This is a genomic window from Pseudoduganella lurida, assembly GCF_007830455.1.
In the GTDB taxonomy this organism is placed as follows: Bacteria; Pseudomonadota; Gammaproteobacteria; order Burkholderiales; family Burkholderiaceae_D; genus Rugamonas; species Rugamonas lurida.
In genome coordinates, this window is sequence record NZ_VLLB01000005.1 from 80,188 (window position 1) to 95,821 (window position 15,634).

Consider the following 15,634-nt stretch of genomic DNA (forward strand, 5'->3'; position numbering starts at 1 on the left):
GGCGCACCGGGGTCTGGCACCGCCATCCATGGCGTCCGCAGAATCCGCGGCGTCCGCAGCGGTGCCTGACCCCAGCCGTTCCGGTGCGTACACCACGACCGCCCCCATGGTAAGGTTCCATCAAAACCACCGGAGCCCCCACCATGGAACGCACCTACCAAGAGTCCGCCCCCTCCCGCGCCGACATCGACGCCCTGACCGGCCCCGCCCTCCTCGAATTCGGCACCAACTGGTGCGGCCACTGCAGCGCCGCGCAGCCGCTGCTGGCCGAGGCCTACGCGGACCATCCCGACATCAGGCACTTCAAGGTGGAAGACGGGCCCGGCCGCTTGCTGGGCCGTTCCTTCCGTGTCAAACTGTGGCCGACCATGATCTTCCTGCAAGACGGGAAGGAAGTGGCGCGCGTGGTGCGTCCGGCAGATGCGGGCGAAATCCGCGACGCGTTTGCCATGATCGGCTTACCCGGCTGATGGCTTTCACCGCATGACCATGGAGGTCATGTCCCTGCCTGTACCGGAGTCACCATGCAAGAACCCCAAACCGGCCGAGTCAACTCGCCCGGCACCGTGCTGTTCGCCAGCCTGATCGGCACGACGATCGAATTCTTCGATTTCTACATCTACGCGACGGCCGCCGTCCTCGTCTTCCCGAAACTCTTTTTCCCCGCCGGCGATCCCACGGCGGCCACGCTGCAGTCGCTGGCCACGTTCGCCATCGCGTTCTTCGCGCGGCCCGTGGGCTCGGCCGTGTTCGGCCACTTCGGCGACCGCATCGGCCGCAAGGCCACACTGGTCGCGGCACTGCTCACGATGGGCATCTCCACGGTCGTCATCGGCATGTTGCCTACCTACGCATCGATCGGCGCCGCCGCGCCGCTGCTGCTGGCGCTGTGCCGCTTCGGCCAGGGCCTGGGCCTGGGTGGCGAGTGGGGCGGCGCCGTGCTGCTGGCCACCGAGAACGCACCGCCCGGCAAGCGCGCCTGGTACGGCATGTTCCCGCAGCTGGGCGCGCCGATCGGCTTCTTCCTCAGTGGTGGCATCTTCCTGCTGCTGTCCGAAACGCTGACGGACGAGCAGTTCTTCAGCTACGGCTGGCGCATCCCGTTCCTGGCCAGCGCGCTGCTGGTGCTCGTCGGCCTGTACGTGCGGCTGAAGATCACCGAGACGCCCGACTTCCAGAAGGTGCTAGACCAGGGCGAGCGCGTCGAGGTGCCGGCCATGGCCGTGCTGACGCAGCACACCCGCGTGCTGGTCCTGGGCACGCTGATGGCGATGGCCACCTTCGTGCTGTTCTACCTGATGACGGTGTTCGCGCTGAACTGGGGTGTACAGGGCCTGGGCTTCTCGCGCCAGCAGATGCTGGTCCTGCAGCTGATCGCCGTGGTGTTCTTCGGCCTGACGATTCCGGCCGCCGCGCTGCTGGCCGACAGGCATGGCCGGCGCATCACGCTGATCTGGGTGTCCGCCGCGATCGCGCTGTTCGGCCTCGTGCTGGGTCCCCTGTTCGATTCGCACAGCGCCGTGCAGGTGACGGTCTTCCTGTGCCTGGGCCTGGGCCTGATGGGCATGACATACGGCCCGCTGGGCACGATGCTGTCCGAGCTGTTCCCGGCCGAGGTGCGGTACACGGGCGCTTCGCTGACGTTCAACCTGGCCGGCATCCTGGGGGCCTCGCTGGCGCCGTACATCGCGACCAAGCTGGCCACCACCTACGGCCTGCAGTACGTCGGCTACTACCTGTCCGCCGCCGCGCTGCTCAGCCTCGTCGCGCTGGTGCTGACACGCCGCTCGAGCTGATACTTTCGGCATGGGCAGGGCGCGCTCCCTGCCGACTTGGCGAATTCGGCTGATTCTTCCTTTGGGAAGAGGGGAGGCGTGCTCCGTATAGGGATGACGGGGCGCGCCAGCTGCGTATGATGAAGCGGTTCCTTCCTCACTCGCCGCTACCATGCTGATCCTCACCAACGGCCGCTTCCACACGGCCGACAAAGCCAAGCCCTTTGCCACCGCCGTCGCCATCGACGACGGCAAGTTCCTCGCCGTCGGCGACATCGAAGACGTGATGCGCCACGAGTCGGTACGCAACAGCGCGGCCGCCCAGGTGATCGACCTGAACGGCCGCACCGTCGTGCCGGGCCTGAACGACTCGCACCTGCACCTGATCCGCGGCGGCCTCAATTACAACCTGGAGCTGCGCTGGGAAGGCGTGCCCTCGCTGGCCGATGCGTTGCGCATGCTGAAGGAGCAGGCGCTGCGCACACCGAGTCCGCAGTGGGTGCGCGTTGTGGGCGGCTGGAACGAATTCCAGTTCGCCGAGAAACGCATGCCGACGCTCGACGAGCTCAATGCCGCCGCGCCGGACACGCCCGTGTTCGTGCTGCACCTGTACGACCGCGCGTTGCTGAACCGCGCCGCCTTGCGCGCCGTCGGCTACGATAAAAACACACCCGAGCCGCCGGGTGGCGAGATCACGCGCGATGCGCACGGCAATCCGACCGGCATGCTGATCGCGCGGCCCAATGCGATGATCCTGTATGCCACGCTGGCCAGGGGACCGAAGCTGCCGCTCGACCAGCAGGTGAACTCCACGCGCCAGTTCATGCGCGAACTGAACCGCCTAGGCCTGACGAGCGCGATCGATGCGGGCGGCGGCGGCCAGAATTATCCCGAGGATTACGCCGTCGTCGAGCAGCTGGCGCGCGACCACCAGCTCACCATCCGCATCGCCTACAACCTGTTCACGCAGAACAAGGGCCGCGAGCTGCAGGACTTCCAGCAGTGGACCGAGATGGTCAAGCCGGGCGATGGCGACGACTGGTACCGCCACAACGGTGCCGGCGAGATGCTGGTGTTCTCGGCCGCCGACTTCGAGGACTTCCTGGAACCGCGTCCGGACCTGCCGCCGGAAATGGAAGCGCAGCTCGAGCAGGTGGTGCGCCACCTGGCCGAACAGCGCTGGCCGTTCCGCATCCACGCCACCTACGACGAATCGATCAGCCGCATGCTGGACGTGTTCGAGAAGGTCGACCGCGACATCCCGTTCGACGGCATGCACTGGCTGTTCGACCATGCCGAGACGATCAGCCCGAAGAACATCGAGCGGGTCAAGGCGCTGGGCGGCGGCATCGCCATCCAGCACCGCATGGCATTCCAGGGCGAGTACTTCGTCGAGCGCTACGGTGCCGAAGCCGCTGCACACACCCCGCCGATCGGGCGCATGCTGGCGAACGGCGTGCCGGTCGGCGCGGGCACCGATGCCACGCGCGTGGCCAGCCACAACCCGTGGACGGCACTGTACTGGCTCGTCTCCGGCCGCACGGTCGGCGGCCTGCGGCTGTATGACGCCGGTGCGAAACTGGACCGCGAAACCGCCATCGAGCTGTGGACCGCCGGCAGCGCGTGGTTCTCGAACGAGCAGGGGAAGAAGGGCCGCATCCAGGAAGGCATGCTGGCCGACCTGGCCGTGCTGTCCGCGGACTTCTTCCGCATCGACGAGGAAGCGATCAAGTCGATCGAATCCGTGCTGACGGTCGTGGGCGGGCGCATCGTGTTCGGGCAGGCCGAGTTCACGAAGCTGGGTCCTCCGGAGATTCCCGTGCTGCCCGACTGGTCCCCCGTCGCGACGACCGGTGGCCACTACCGCGCCGCGCCGCCACAGGCCGCAAAGTCCACGCTGCCGCACCAGTGCGCCGGCGCCTGCGCCGTCCACAAGCACGCGCACGACGTGGCCCGCAAGTCGACCGTCCCCGTCTCCGACTTCGCCGGCTTCTGGGGCGCCTTCGGCTGCAGCTGCTTCGCGTTCTGAGCGGCGCTGCGACCTCGAGAGCACGAGGTCGCACATAGCGGCAGAGAGCCGGGGTCTGACCCACAGCGCCGCTAGCCTTCGCCCGGGTTGCTAGCTACCCCGCGGGTCTGACCCCAGCAGTAAAAGCCAGCAATCCGGCGAAGCAGGCCCCAGCAGTAAGAGCCAGCAATCCCGCGGCGCAGGCCCCAGCAGTAAAGCCAGCAAGCCGCAGCGCAAACCCCAGCAGCAATGCCCCCAATCCCGCGACCCCAAGGACCCCCATGAACCCCCTGAAAATCCTCGCCGGCCTGATCCTCTCCTTCCTGGTCGGCCTGGCCTGCCGCCACTTCGCCATCCCCGCCGCCTCGCCGCCCGTGTTGTCCGGCGCGCTGCTGGTCTTCATGATGAGCACCGGCTACTGGCTGGTGGACCGCTACGTGGCCCGCCGCGCAGCGCAAAACAAGCAGCACTGCGGCGGTCACGCCATCGAAGCGCCGCGCCGGAGTACCCCATGACCGCGCTCGTCATCGGCGCCGTCCTCGGCCTGGCCCTCGGCGCCATCTGCCGTGCCTGCGACATTCCGTCCCCCGCGCCACCCACGCCGATCGGCGCACTGCTCGTGGTGGCGATGACCAGCGGCTACGTGGTGGGCGGGATGTTCTAGGCCTGTCGTGATGTCACGCCGCCCGCGGACCGGGCGGCACCAGCTGCGCCAGGATGCGTTCGCGGTTGTTCAACATGAAGGTGCGGAACGCCGGTTCCTTCACCGCCAGCCGCACAAGGCCGGGCAGCAGTTCGTAGCAGCAGCGGATGATCGTCTCCATGGCCTGGTCGTTCTGCAGCGCCGCGGTGGTCCATTGGCCCGCGCGCGCGGCGCCCGGGCTGCCATCGATCGCCTTCAGGATCCTGTCACGGTGTTCGCCAATCACGCGCGACACGGGTTGCATCAGGTCAGCCATCACTTCCTCCTGTCGAAAAAACTCCAGTCTCGTCCAGCGCTGGCGGGCAGCAGATGACCAGACGCAACAAGCCGCGTCGATAGCGCAAGGGCCGCAAAGGAAGTCATGGAATGCGCGACAGCCGAGTCCGTGTCCATGTCGGGGTCTGACCCCGACATGGACACGGACTCGGCAGGAAATGAAAAAGCCGCCATTCTCGCGAACGGCGGCTTGTCGATCTGGTGGTGATAGGTGGACTTGAACCACCGACCCCAGCATTATGAGTGCTGTGCTCTAACCAGCTGAGCTATATCACCGGAACGGGGCGCGGCAAAAAACGCCGCAAAGAAAAATGACCTGCACCGTTGCCGGTCAGGCCATTTTGTCTGGAATTTGGTGGTGGTGATAGGTGGACTTGAACCACCGACCCCAGCATTATGAGTGCTGTGCTCTAACCAGCTGAGCTATATCACCGCAACGGCAAGCATTATGGCGGCTCGCCTGCGTGCTGTCAAGGACGGCTCGGAATTTCGGTCGCCCGTGGCCAATCGAACAATATACCTCAAATCGCCACGGTCGCTCAAAATTGCGCGGGCAGGCGGGCCAGGATCTGCGCCGGGGCATCCGGCGCGAGGCAGTCGATGACGATCCGGTCGGGCATCGACCGCAGCCAGGTGAGCTGGCGCTTGGCGAGCTGGCGGGTGGCGATGATGCCCGTCTCGCGCAGCGCGGCGCGGTCGATGCGGCCGTCCAGGTATTCCCACGCCTGCCGGTAGCCCACGCAGCGCATCGATGGCAGGCCGGGATGCAGGTCGCCGCGGCGGCGCAGGTGGTCCACTTCGTCGAGCAAGGCATCGTCTTCCAGCATGAGGTCGAAGCGGCGCGCAATGCGCGCGTGCAGCACGGCGCGGTCCTGCGGCTCCAGCGCGAACGACAGCAGCTCGAACGGCAGTGCCTCGGGTGCGCGCAGCGCCAGCAGTTCCGACATCGGCCGGCCCGTCAGGCGGATGATCTCCAGCGCGCGCTGCAGGCGCTGCGCATCGTTCGGCTTCAGGCGCGCGGCCGTTTCCGGATCGAGCGTGGCCAGGCGCGCATGCATCGCCGGCCAGCCCAGCCGCGCCGCATCGTCTTCCAGCTCGGCGCGGATGGCCGGATCGGCACCGGGCAGGTCATCGAGTCCGTCGACCAGGCCCTTGAAGTACAACATCGTGCCGCCCACCAGCAGGGGCAGCCTGCCGCGCGTCACGATGTCGTCGACGAGCTGCAGCGTCGCGGTGCGGAACTGCGCGACCGAATACGCGTCCAGCGGATCGATGATGTCGATCAGGTGGTGCGGCACGGCCGCCCGTTCCTCGCGGGTGGGCTTGGCGGTGCCGATGTCCATGCCCCGGTACACCAGTGCGGAATCGACGGAGATGATCTCGGCCGGAATGCGTTCGGCAATCGCCAGCGCGGCGGCCGTCTTGCCGGACGCGGTCGGGCCCATGATCGCGACCGCGAGCGGCCGCCGGGGTGTTTCGTTCATTGAGGTTACTGCCCGCGGAGGAAAAGTTTGTCGAGCGCGTTGATCTCGACCTGCACCCAGGTGGGCCGGCCGTGGTTGCACTGGTCGGCGCGCTCCGTGCTTTCCATCTGCCGCAGCAGCGCGTTCATTTCGGGTTGGGAGAGGATGCGGTTGGCGCGTACTGCCGTGTGGCAGGCCAGGGTGCCCAGCAGTTCGTTGCGTCGCTCGATCAGCACGCGCGAGCCGCCGTATTCGCGCACATCGCGCAGCACGTCGCGCGCCAGCGTCTGCGCATCGGCGTTCTTCAGCAGCGCCGGCACGGTGCGCACCGCCAGCGTCGTCGGCGACAGCGCGGCGATGTCGAAGCCCAGCTTGCGCAGCGTGTCGCCATGCTCCTGCACGGTGCCCACTTCCACCGCATCGGCATAGAACGTCACGGGGATCAGCAGCGACTGCACCTGCATGTCCGTGCCGGCGATCTGCGCATCGAGCGCGTTCTTCAGCTGTTCGTACAGGATGCGTTCGTGCGCCGCATGCATATCCACCAGCACCAGGCCCTTGGTGTTCTGCGCCAGGATGTAGATGCCATGCAGCTGGGCCAGCGCGAAGCCGAGCGGGAATTCCTCGTGCGCCAGCGCGGCCGCGTTGGCCGTGTACGACGTCGGCTGCGGCATCGTGTACGGTGCTGGCGCGGGCGCGGCGCCGTCGGCAAACAGTGCGCCGTAACGCTCGGTGCTCTGCGCCACGCCACCCTCCCTGGTAAATGGCGACGGCGAGAACGTTGGCGCGTACGAAGGATTGAGCATCGCGCCGAACGAGGCCTGCTGCTGCGGGCGCCACGCGCCGGGACCGGCATTGCCACCACCTGCGCCCAGGGTATCGGCGGCCGGCAGGGGCGACGGCACGCTGCCGTGCGCCGTGGCGGACGTTTGCGCCAGCGCCCGCTGCACCGCGTGGAACACGAACTGGTGCACCGCGCGCCCGTCGCGGAAGCGCACCTCGATCTTCGACGGGTGCACGTTCACATCGACCAGCGCGGGATCGAGTTCCAGCGCCAGCACGTACGACGGGAAGCGGTCGCCATGCAGCACGTCCTCGTAGGCCGCGCGCACCGCGTGCACCAGCAGCTTGTCGCGCACATAGCGGCCGTTCACATAGAAGTACTGCGAGTCGGGACGGCCTTTCGATGCCGTCGGCAGGCCGGCGAAGCCGTGCAGGCGCAGCACGCCGGCGCCTTCGTCGATGCCCAGCCGCGCCTCGGCAAACGCCTCGCCCAGGATCTGCGCGCTGCGCCTGGCCATATCGCTGGCCATCCAGTGGTCGACCGTGCGGCCGTTGTGCGTGAGCGTGAACGCCACGTCCGGCCGGGCCAGCGCGATGCGGCGCACGACCTCGGCGCAGTGGCCGAATTCGGTCTGTTCGGACTTCAGGAATTTGCGGCGTGCCGGCGTGTTGTAGTACAGGTCCTGCGCGTTGACGGTGGTGCCCGGCGCGCCGGACGACGGCTGCACCGTGCCCAGGTGCGAACCTTCCAGTTCCCAGGCATGCGCGCCATCGGCCGTGCGCGAGGTCAGCGTGACGACGGCAACCGATGCGATCGATGCCAGCGCCTCGCCGCGAAAGCCCAGCGTGTTCACGTTCTCCAGGTCGTCCAGCGAGGTGATCTTGGAGGTGGCATGGCGCGCCAGCGCCAGCGGCATCTGCTCGGGCGGGATGCCCTTGCCGTTGTCGGTGATGCAGATGCGCTTGACGCCGCCTTCCTCGAGCCGCACCGTGACCTGCGTGGCACCCGCGTCCAGCGCGTTCTCCAGCAGTTCCTTCACCACGGCGGACGGCCGCTCGACAACCTCGCCGGCCGCGATCTGGGAGATGAGCTGGTCGGGCAGGGCGCGGATCGGACGCGGCGGGGAGGGAGTGTTCATGCGGGCATTCATGGTGGGCGAAATTATACTAGGCGGCGGCGATAGGCTCGCCCATGCCGCCAAACGCCGCGCCCTGTTCGACGGCGATTGCGTCGGGCCGGCTCAGCGCCGTTGCCACTGCTCGCTGGCCGGCGGGCAGTTCACGGGCACCGGCGTTTCCTTCGAACGTTCGATGGCACGGGGCTGAAACGACTGCGTCCTGAAGCAGCGCACGCCGCCGCGGCCAGAGTGGCGGGCGATGTGCACGCCGTCCGGCGACACGTAGTCGTCGATCGTGAAACCGTTGCTGGCGCCGTTGATGGCAGCATTGTTGGCATCCTCGAAGGCGCTCGTGTTGGCGGCGCCGAAGCGCACGTAGCCGCCGGGCTGGGTCACCTCCGGCACGGGTTCCGGTTGCGGCGGCAGCTCGCGGGCCGCCTGCGCCGCGCTCCGCCTGGCCAGGTCGGCCGCGGACAGCGGTTGCGCGGTCTGCGCGGCGGCCGGCAGCGCGGCCGCCAGCAGCACCAGCGCCAGGCAAAGGGGCCGCATCATTCGGCACTCCGCTGCCGTACCGGGATCGGCACATTGCACAGGTCCACATGGCCGGCCGCCACCTTCGTCCACGGGCCGCCGCGGTTGCGCTGCGCTTCCGCCACCGCCTTGAAGCTGGCCGAGTCGGTGCGCATCACTTCCCACCGGGCGCGCTGTACCTCGGGCACGTCGGCTGCCAGCTTCACGCTGGCGACGGGCACGCGCTGTTCGGCCCTGTCGTAGAAACCCATCGGACCGGGGCCGCGCGGCAGCACGGACAGCAGCGGCATGCCGTCCACCACGCGGCCGACGACGGTGATGTTGCGATCCAGCTGGCGGGGCGCCTGGCCGATCACGGCATACAGCGCGCCGCCGTTGCCGCTGTCCGCGCCCGTGTCGCGGCCCACGCCCACCATGCCGTAGCAGTGCGCCAGCCAGGCCTGGCCCGTTTTCGGATCGCGCGCGGACGGGAAGCCGTTCGAATGGCCCACCTGCGGCGCGTAGCCGTCGCGGTCCGGCAGGCGCGTGAAGGCCGTGTCGTTCCTGAGAGGGATGGTGAATTCGCCGGGCAGCGCAGCCTTTGCTGTCTTCAGCGCGCGCGGTTTGTCTTCATCCGGATCGCCCCACTGCACCACGTAGTTGTCCTGCGCGCGCAGGATCGCCAGGCCGTCGAAATAGCCGTCGCGGACCAGTGCGCGGATGTTGGCCGCGTGATTGGGCGCGAACACGGGCGCCAGCTCGATGACGACGCGGCCGGCCGGGATCTCGAGGTACAGCGTGTTCTGCGGATCGAGCGGGCGCCAGGCGCTATCCGGCGCCGCCTTGACGACGTCCGCGACGCTGGGCCGCGGCGGCAGTTCCTTCGCTGCCAGCGGCAGGGTCAATGCGATCGAGAGTAAAAACAGCGGCCGGCGCGTCATGGGCTCCTCTTTGCTTGCTGGACAGGGATGAAGAATTGTAAACTGCAATATGGACGAATTGGAAAGTCCTTGATCCGCCCGCGCTGTATGATGCCTGCCCATGGTCATAGGCGCCCCCGCCGCTCTTTTTAGGAATGTTATGGATTTCGTTCAATTGCTGGACATGCTGGTCCACGTCGACAAGACGCTGGACACGCTGATCGCGCAGTACGGCCCGCTGGTCTACGCCATCCTGTTTGCCATCGTCTTCTGCGAGACCGGCCTGGTCGTGCTGTTCTTCTTCCCGGGCGACACGCTGCTGTTCATCGCCGGCGCCTACTGCGCCACGGGGCACATGGACCTGGGCCTGCTGATCTTCCTGCTGCTGACGGCCGCCATTCTCGGCAACACCACCAATTACTGGATCGGCAAGGCGCTGGGGCAGCGCGTCTTCACCCATGACTACCGCTGGCTGAACAAGGATGCGCTGCGCCGCACCCATGACTTCTTCGACAACCACGGTGGCAAGACGATCATCCTGGCCCGTTTCGTGCCCGTGGTGCGCACCTTTGCACCGTTCGTGGCCGGCGTCTCCGCCATGCCGTTCGGCCGCTTCCAGATGTACAACGTCACGGGGGCGCTGGCCTGGGTGGTGTCGCTGTGCGTGGCCGGTTATTTCTTCGGCAATATCCCGGCCGTGCGCGACCACCTGACCACGATCGTGCTGGTCGGCGTGGGCGCGGCGGTGGTCCCCGTCGCACTGGGCGGCCTGTGGAAGTTCAGCCGCCGGGTGCTGAACAAGTAGTCAAGCCTTGGATTTTCTGGGGGAAATCAAGTTGGTTTCCCTCAAGTTTTGCCGTACGGCATCCGTTAATCGGGGCAAGTCTGTTTTTACTTTTCCCGATCAATGCGCAAGCTTTTCGCTTTCACACTCTTCTGCCTCGTCATGGGGACGGCCGCGGCCGAGCCGCCAGCGGCGATCGCGGGCGTGCGTCCGTCTTCGCCGGCACGGGACGATGCGATGGCAGTCGGCGACGGCAAGGCCAAGCCGGCCAAGCCGGCCCGCAAGCTGACCGAACGCGAGCAGGAAGAAGAGGCCGAGGCAGCCCTGTCGGCCAGGATCGCCGAGCGCCTGGCGCAGATGAAGGCCAACCAGGCGGCCCGCTATGCCGCCGCGGCCAAGGCCCGGAAAGAGGCGAAGGCGAAGCCGGTTCCCGCTGCCTTCGTGCCGGCCACGCCCCCACCCGCCAGCACCTTCTGGACTTATGAAGGCGAGTTCGGCCCGGCCAACTGGGGCAAGATCAACGCCGCCTGGAACAAGTGCAGCGCCGGCACGCGCCAGTCGCCCATCGACATCCGCGACGGCATCAAGGTTGACCTGGAGCAGATCGCGTTCGACTACCGCCCATCGGGCTTCTCCGTCACGGACAATGGTCATACTGTCCAGGTACAGCTGGGCACCGGCAATTTCCTCACCGTTGGCGGCCGCACCTACGAGTTGCAGCAGCTGCACTTCCACCGGCCGGCGGAAGAGCGCGTCAACGGCAAGACATACGAGATGGGCATCCACCTGGTGCACAAGGATATCGAGGGCCACGTGGCGATCCTCGCGCTGATGCTGCAGCGTGGCAAGCCGCAGCCGGCCGTGCAGACCGTCTGGAACAATCTGCCACTGGAAAAGAAGGACACGTTCACGCCGTCCGTCGTGTTCGACCCGAACGACCTCCTGCCGCAGCGGCGCGACTACTACACCTACATGGGCTCGATGACGGAGCCGCCGTGCAGCGAAGGCGTGCTGTGGCTGGTGATGAAGGAGCCGCTGCAGGCCTCGCCCGAGCAGATGGCGCTGTTCTCGCGGCTATACCCGCTGAACGCGCGGCCCGTGCAGGCGGCCGGCGGGCGGATGATCAAGGAATCGCAGTAACGACGTTTTTGTTGTGGGGTAGTGACTTTCGGGCGCCGCGTGGCGCCCGTTTTTTTTTGCCCCTACTGCCCAGCTCGTGTCACACCCTGGGGTCAGGCGTAGTGACACGAGCTGGGCACTAGGCCCGTTTCGCCGGTTCCGCACGGGCGCGACGCCGCTACGCATGAGTGCGTGTCACTACGCCTGACCCCAGACGGTGACACGAGCTGGACAGTAGCCCGTTTTTCAGCTGCGGGCGGTGAGCGTGTGGAGGCCGGTCCAGCTGGCGCCGGCGGCGAGGGGCTGCTGGTCGACGCGGGCCGGTTCGATGCACACGAAGCGCTGCCACTCGTCGTCGCGCAGGTCGGTCAGCCTGGCGGCCGCTTCGGCGCCGGGGTTCCAGACGACGAATTCCGTGAAGCCTTCCTGCGCCAGTTCGAGCGTGCCGTGGCCGGAGGCGAGGGTCAGGCTGGCGGTCGACGGGTAGATATTGTCCAGCGGGGGGCCGAAATGCAGGGGCGGCTCGTCGCGCAGGCCGCTCAAGCTGGTGCGCGTGAAGTCGTCGACCAGGTAGTAGGTGTGCAGCGCGCAGGCGAAGTCGAATGGTGCGTCGCCCGTGTTCGCGGCATGGAAGCGCATCTCCAGCGCGTCCGGTTTCAGCGTGAAGCGCAGCGTGAGGGCGAACGGATGCGGCCAGGCCGCAGCCAGCGCTGGCGGCACATCATCCTGTGTCAGCGCGAACTCGGCCCAGGCCGTGGTGTCCGTGCTGCCCTGGTCCGCCAGGCGCCAGTGCGACAGCCGCGCGAGGCCGTGCCGCTGGCCGGTACCGCGCGTGGAGAACTGCGGGAAGATGACGGGCACGCCGCCGCGGATCGCCGCGCTGCCGTCGCGGGGCGAGGCCGCGCTCATGAAGAGACGCTCGCGGCCATCGGCCGTCGTCCATGACGCCAGGTGCGCGCCGTACAGCGCGATCAGGGCCTGTGCGCCATCGGGCGCGGTGATGCGGACGGCCGGCAGCTGGCCGAACGTGTCGTTGCTCATGCTTGGATCCTCAGGTCAGCCGGTTCTTGGCGAGCGGCGGGTTCTTGGCGAAATACGAGCGGATGCCTTTCACGATGGCGTCCGCGATCTGGTCCTGGTAGCCGTTGTCGAGCAGGCGCGCTTCCTCGTCCGGGTTCGAGATGAAGGCCGTCTCGATCAGGATCGACGGAATGTCCGGCGCCTTCAGCACGGCGAAGCCGGCCCGTTCCACGGCGCCGTTGTGCAGCCGGTTGATGCCGCCGATCTGCTGCAGCACGGCCTTCCCGACCTTCAGGCTGTCGTTGATCTGCGCCGTCGTCGACAGGTCGAACAGCACGCTGGCCAGCTGCGGATCGTGGCCCTTCGTGTTGACGCCGCCGATCAGGTCGGCCTGGTTTTCCTTGTTGGCCAGCCAGCGCGCGGCGCCCGAGCTGGCGCCTTTTTCGGACAGCACGAACACGGACGATCCCCGTGCCGAGGGCGACACGAAGGCATCGGCATGGATCGACACGAACAGGTCGGCATCGACCTTGCGCGCCTTTTCCACGCGCACCGGCAGCGGCACGAAGAAGTCGCCGTCGCGGGTGAGCATCACGCGCATGTTCGGGTGCTGCTCGATCTTTTCCTTCAGGCGCTTGGCGATGGCCAGCACGATGTCCTTCTCGCGGCTGCCCTTGGCGCCGATCGCGCCGGGGTCCTCGCCGCCGTGGCCGGGGTCGAGCGCCACCGTCAGCATGCGTACCAGCTTGCCGTCCTTCTGTGGGATGGTCGGCCTGGCCTCGGGCTTCGGCGGCTCCGTCTTCAGCTCCGGTTTCGTGGCTGCGGCGATGTCCGGCCGGGGCAGCGCCTGCGAGGGCACGCCCGGCGCGGGAATCTTGTTGTCGGGCAGGGGCAGCGGAATGGCCGGATGCTGTTCCGCCACGGGCGGCTGGCCGACCGGCTTGCCGTCGCTGGACCACTCGCCCTTTTCGATCATCGCCGCGATCGGGTCCACCTCGTGCACCGGATACAGGTCGAAGATCAGGCGGTGCTTGTACTCGGCCACCGGCGCCAGCGTGAACACCTGCGGACGGATCTCCGACTTCAGGTCGAACACCAGGCGCACCACGCCCGGCCGGTTCTGGCCCACGCGCACCTGCTTGATGTACGGGTCGTTGGACTGGATCTTGGCCACCAGCGTCTTGAGCGTGGCATCGAGTTCCAGGCCTTCGATGTCGACCACCAGGCGCGCCGGATCCTTGACGATGAAGTGGGTGGCTTTCAGGTCCGTGTCGTTTTCCAGCGTGACGCGGGTATAGTCGTCCGCCGGCCACACGCGCACGGCGAGGATCTGCGCGGCGCGTGCGGACAGGGGCACCACGACCGACAGCAGCAGCGTGCCGCCGGCCTGCAGGAAGGTACGGCGGTTCTTGCCGCGACGGGTATCGGGGGGCGCACTCACAGGATGGGCGGGAAGTGGAGGCGTTGCAGGCATGACGTACCCAGGGCGGAAAACGCCTGCAATTCTACATCACGGCCCTCGCCAGCCACGCTCAGCGTGATCGCCAGGTCCGGCGGCGGCAGCACGCCTGCGGCCTTGTCCGGCCATTCGACGATGCAGATATTGTGGCCGTCGAAATCCTCGCGGAAGCCCGCGTCGAGGAATTCCTCCGGGCTGCCCATGCGGTACAGGTCATAGTGGATCACGTTCACCGGCGCGCCGTCGAGCGTGATGCGGTACGGTTCGGACAGCGTGTAGGTGGGGCTCTTGACGTTGCCGACATGGCCGGCCGCATGCAGCAGCGCGCGCGTGAGCGCCGTCTTGCCGGCACCCAGGTCGCCGTGCAGGTGGATCGCCAGGCCGGGCAGCAGGGCGCGGGCCAGCGCGAGGCCGAGGGCCGCCGTGTGGGCGTCGTCGCGCAGGTGAGCTTTCATCGTGGATCGCATAGAATGGAGGATTGATGCCTGGTGGATTGCTCCGCCATTGTACCGTCCATGTCGTCTTCCGCAGGGTTATCTTCCGAGGCACTCGCCGCGCTGGCCGCCGCCGTGAAAGGCTGGGGGCGCGAGCTGGGGTTTGCCGAGGTGCGCATCGCGGACGCGGACCTGTCCGCCGCCGAACCCGGCCTGCAGGCCTGGCTGGATGCGGGCATGCACGGCGAGATGGACTACATGGCCAGCCACGGCATGAAGCGCGCCCGTCCCGCCGAGCTGGTGCCGGGCACCGTGCGGGTCATCACGGCGCGGATGAATTATCTGCCCGCATCGCACCAGGGCGACTGGCGCGCCCGCGAACGGGCCCGGCTGGACGATCCGCAGGCCGCCGTCATCTCCGTCTATGCGCGGGGCCGCGACTACCACAAGGTGCTGCGCGCCCGGCTGCAGGGGCTGGCGGAGCGCATCCAGAAGGAAATCGGCGCGTTCGGCTACCGCGTGTTCACGGATTCGGCGCCCGTGATGGAGCTGCCGCTGGCGGAAAAGTCCGGACTGGGCTGGCGCGGCAAGCACACCCTGCTGCTGAACCGCGCGGCCGGCTCGATGTTCTTCATGGGCGAGATCCTCGTCGACCTGCCGCTGCCGGTGGACGCGCCGGCCGAGGCCCATTGCGGCCAGTGCAGCGCCTGCATCGCCGTGTGCCCCACGCAGGCCATCGTCGCCCCGGGCCGGCTGGATGCGCGGCGCTGCATCTCCTACCTGACCATCGAGCTGAAAAGCGCCATTCCCGTCGAGCTGCGTCCCCTGATCGGCAACCGCGTGTACGGCTGCGACGATTGCCAGACCATCTGCCCGTGGAACAAGTTCGCCCAGCGCGCCACCTTGCCGGACTTCGACGAGCGCCACGGCCTGGGCAGCGCCTCGATGATCGAGCTGTTTGCCTGGAGCGAGGATGACTTCAACCGCCGCATGGAAGGCAGCCCGATCCGCCGCATCGGCCACGAGCGCTGGCTGCGCAACCTCGCCGTCGGCCTCGGCAACGCCGCCACCCTGGGCGCCGCCGGCGACCCCGCCATCGTCGCCGCCCTGCGCAGCCGGCTCGACCACCCCTCCGAACTGGTGCGCGAGCACGTCACCTGGGCCCTCGACCAGCACGGTTACTGCTGAGCTCGTGTCCACCTTGGGGTCTGACCCCGACAAAGACACAGCCTCAGCCATGTTCTACAGCCGGGGCCGTGTAC

At 67.7% G+C, this 15,634-nt stretch carries 16 protein-coding genes and 2 tRNA genes; 8 read left to right on the top strand and 10 right to left on the bottom strand.

Translation table 11 applies throughout. From position 1 onward, the window contains the following. Window positions 1-143 precede the first annotated feature (143 nt). The 5 genes from IP91_RS15120 to IP91_RS15140 all read left to right on the top strand — a co-directional run bounded on the left by IP91_RS15120 (window position 144) and on the right by IP91_RS15140 (window position 4,447). Complete coding sequence (locus IP91_RS15120) at window positions 144-470, top strand: thioredoxin family protein (protein WP_145649918.1); 327 nt, start codon at window positions 144-146, stop codon at window positions 468-470. A 54-nt stretch (window positions 471-524) separates the two neighbouring features. After that, window positions 525-1,796, top strand: a complete 1,272-nt coding sequence (locus IP91_RS15125; protein WP_145649919.1) for an MFS transporter — start codon at window positions 525-527, stop codon at window positions 1,794-1,796. 151 nt (window positions 1,797-1,947) lie between these two features. Further along, entirely contained in the window at window positions 1,948-3,804 is a 1,857-nt protein-coding gene (locus IP91_RS15130; RefSeq protein ID WP_145649920.1) for an amidohydrolase, read from the top strand. A gap of 260 nt (window positions 3,805-4,064) precedes the next feature. Beyond that, complete coding sequence (locus tag IP91_RS15135) at window positions 4,065-4,298, top strand: DUF1427 family protein (RefSeq protein WP_145649921.1); 234 nt, start codon at window positions 4,065-4,067, stop codon at window positions 4,296-4,298. Beyond that, the gene (locus IP91_RS15140) at window positions 4,295-4,447 is read left to right on the top strand and encodes a XapX domain-containing protein (RefSeq protein WP_145649922.1); all 153 of its coding nucleotides are present in this window, start codon (window positions 4,295-4,297) and stop codon (window positions 4,445-4,447) included. Before IP91_RS15135 ends, IP91_RS15140 begins: the two co-directional genes overlap by 4 nt. 13 nt (window positions 4,448-4,460) lie before the next feature. Here the strand turns inward: IP91_RS15140 and IP91_RS15145 are convergent, their stop codons facing one another. The 7 genes from IP91_RS15145 to IP91_RS15175 form a co-directional block, all read right to left on the bottom strand. After that, entirely contained in the window at window positions 4,461-4,742 is a 282-nt protein-coding gene (locus tag IP91_RS15145; protein WP_145649923.1) for a hypothetical protein, read from the bottom strand. A gap of 219 nt (window positions 4,743-4,961) precedes the next feature. Then, window positions 4,962-5,038 (bottom strand) — tRNA-Met (locus tag IP91_RS15150). A gap of 80 nt (window positions 5,039-5,118) precedes the next feature. Then, window positions 5,119-5,195 (bottom strand) — tRNA-Met (locus tag IP91_RS15155). 106 nt (window positions 5,196-5,301) lie between these two features. Then, entirely contained in the window at window positions 5,302-6,246 is a 945-nt protein-coding gene (gene miaA / locus IP91_RS15160) for a tRNA (adenosine(37)-N6)-dimethylallyltransferase MiaA (RefSeq protein ID WP_145649924.1), read from the bottom strand. Window positions 6,247-6,251: 5 nt separating this feature from the next. Further along, window positions 6,252-8,147 carry a DNA mismatch repair endonuclease MutL gene (gene mutL, locus IP91_RS15165; RefSeq protein WP_145649925.1) on the bottom strand — a complete coding sequence of 632 codons (1,896 nt, stop codon included), beginning with the start codon at window positions 8,145-8,147 and terminating at the stop codon, window positions 6,252-6,254. Between the two features lie 102 nt (window positions 8,148-8,249). Next, a complete protein-coding gene (locus IP91_RS15170; protein WP_145649926.1) occupies window positions 8,250-8,678 on the bottom strand; it encodes a hypothetical protein in 429 nt (142 codons plus the stop codon). Beyond that, the gene (locus IP91_RS15175; protein ID WP_145649927.1) at window positions 8,675-9,577 is read right to left on the bottom strand and encodes a peptidylprolyl isomerase; all 903 of its coding nucleotides are present in this window, start codon (window positions 9,575-9,577) and stop codon (window positions 8,675-8,677) included. The genes IP91_RS15170 and IP91_RS15175 overlap by 4 nt, the downstream gene beginning before the upstream one ends. A gap of 139 nt (window positions 9,578-9,716) precedes the next feature. On the opposite strand from IP91_RS15175, the gene IP91_RS15180 reads away from it, so the two are divergent. Further along, window positions 9,717-10,361 (top strand): VTT domain-containing protein, encoded by a 645-nt coding sequence (locus tag IP91_RS15180; RefSeq protein ID WP_145649928.1) that lies wholly within the window; start codon window positions 9,717-9,719, stop codon window positions 10,359-10,361. Between the two features lie 216 nt (window positions 10,362-10,577). Continuing rightward, a complete protein-coding gene (locus IP91_RS15185; RefSeq protein WP_229474478.1) occupies window positions 10,578-11,480 on the top strand; it encodes a carbonic anhydrase in 903 nt (300 codons plus the stop codon). Window positions 11,481-11,705: 225 nt separating this feature from the next. Here the strand turns inward: IP91_RS15185 and IP91_RS15190 are convergent, their stop codons facing one another. The 3 genes from IP91_RS15190 to tsaE are packed head-to-tail and all read right to left on the bottom strand — an operon-like array spanning window position 11,706 to window position 14,393. Continuing rightward, window positions 11,706-12,500, bottom strand: a complete 795-nt coding sequence (locus IP91_RS15190) for a D-hexose-6-phosphate mutarotase (RefSeq protein ID WP_145649930.1) — start codon at window positions 12,498-12,500, stop codon at window positions 11,706-11,708. 10 nt (window positions 12,501-12,510) lie between these two features. Beyond that, complete coding sequence (locus IP91_RS15195) at window positions 12,511-13,953, bottom strand: N-acetylmuramoyl-L-alanine amidase (protein WP_145649931.1); 1,443 nt, start codon at window positions 13,951-13,953, stop codon at window positions 12,511-12,513. Beyond that, entirely contained in the window at window positions 13,917-14,393 is a 477-nt protein-coding gene (gene tsaE, locus IP91_RS15200) for a tRNA (adenosine(37)-N6)-threonylcarbamoyltransferase complex ATPase subunit type 1 TsaE (protein ID WP_145649932.1), read from the bottom strand. Before tsaE ends, IP91_RS15195 begins: the two co-directional genes overlap by 37 nt. A gap of 60 nt (window positions 14,394-14,453) precedes the next feature. Between tsaE and queG the strand changes: the two genes are divergently transcribed. After that, the gene (queG, locus tag IP91_RS15205) at window positions 14,454-15,560 is read left to right on the top strand and encodes a tRNA epoxyqueuosine(34) reductase QueG (protein ID WP_145649933.1); all 1,107 of its coding nucleotides are present in this window, start codon (window positions 14,454-14,456) and stop codon (window positions 15,558-15,560) included. Window positions 15,561-15,634: the final 74 nt, after the last annotated feature.

Excerpts from the sequence above, each read along its gene's own strand:
- IP91_RS15120 (WP_145649918.1), top strand. The coding sequence starts at position 144 with ATGGAACGCACCTACCAAGAGTCCGCCCCCTCCCGCGCCGACATCGAC.
- IP91_RS15125 (WP_145649919.1), top strand. The coding sequence starts at position 525 with ATGCAAGAACCCCAAACCGGCCGAGTCAACTCGCCCGGCACCGTGCTG.
- IP91_RS15130 (WP_145649920.1), top strand. The coding sequence starts at position 1,948 with ATGCTGATCCTCACCAACGGCCGCTTCCACACGGCCGACAAAGCCAAG.
- IP91_RS15135 (WP_145649921.1), top strand. The coding sequence starts at position 4,065 with ATGAACCCCCTGAAAATCCTCGCCGGCCTGATCCTCTCCTTCCTGGTC.
- IP91_RS15140 (WP_145649922.1), top strand. The coding sequence starts at position 4,295 with ATGACCGCGCTCGTCATCGGCGCCGTCCTCGGCCTGGCCCTCGGCGCC.
- IP91_RS15145 (WP_145649923.1), bottom strand. The coding sequence starts at position 4,742 with ATGGCTGACCTGATGCAACCCGTGTCGCGCGTGATTGGCGAACACCGT.
- miaA (WP_145649924.1), bottom strand. The coding sequence starts at position 6,246 with ATGAACGAAACACCCCGGCGGCCGCTCGCGGTCGCGATCATGGGCCCG.
- mutL (WP_145649925.1), bottom strand. The coding sequence starts at position 8,147 with ATGAACACTCCCTCCCCGCCGCGTCCGATCCGCGCCCTGCCCGACCAG.
- IP91_RS15170 (WP_145649926.1), bottom strand. The coding sequence starts at position 8,678 with ATGATGCGGCCCCTTTGCCTGGCGCTGGTGCTGCTGGCGGCCGCGCTG.
- IP91_RS15175 (WP_145649927.1), bottom strand. The coding sequence starts at position 9,577 with ATGACGCGCCGGCCGCTGTTTTTACTCTCGATCGCATTGACCCTGCCG.
- IP91_RS15180 (WP_145649928.1), top strand. The coding sequence starts at position 9,717 with ATGGATTTCGTTCAATTGCTGGACATGCTGGTCCACGTCGACAAGACG.
- IP91_RS15185 (WP_229474478.1), top strand. The coding sequence starts at position 10,578 with ATGGCAGTCGGCGACGGCAAGGCCAAGCCGGCCAAGCCGGCCCGCAAG.
- IP91_RS15190 (WP_145649930.1), bottom strand. The coding sequence starts at position 12,500 with ATGAGCAACGACACGTTCGGCCAGCTGCCGGCCGTCCGCATCACCGCG.
- IP91_RS15195 (WP_145649931.1), bottom strand. The coding sequence starts at position 13,953 with ATGCCTGCAACGCCTCCACTTCCCGCCCATCCTGTGAGTGCGCCCCCC.
- tsaE (WP_145649932.1), bottom strand. The coding sequence starts at position 14,393 with ATGAAAGCTCACCTGCGCGACGACGCCCACACGGCGGCCCTCGGCCTC.
- queG (WP_145649933.1), top strand. The coding sequence starts at position 14,454 with ATGTCGTCTTCCGCAGGGTTATCTTCCGAGGCACTCGCCGCGCTGGCC.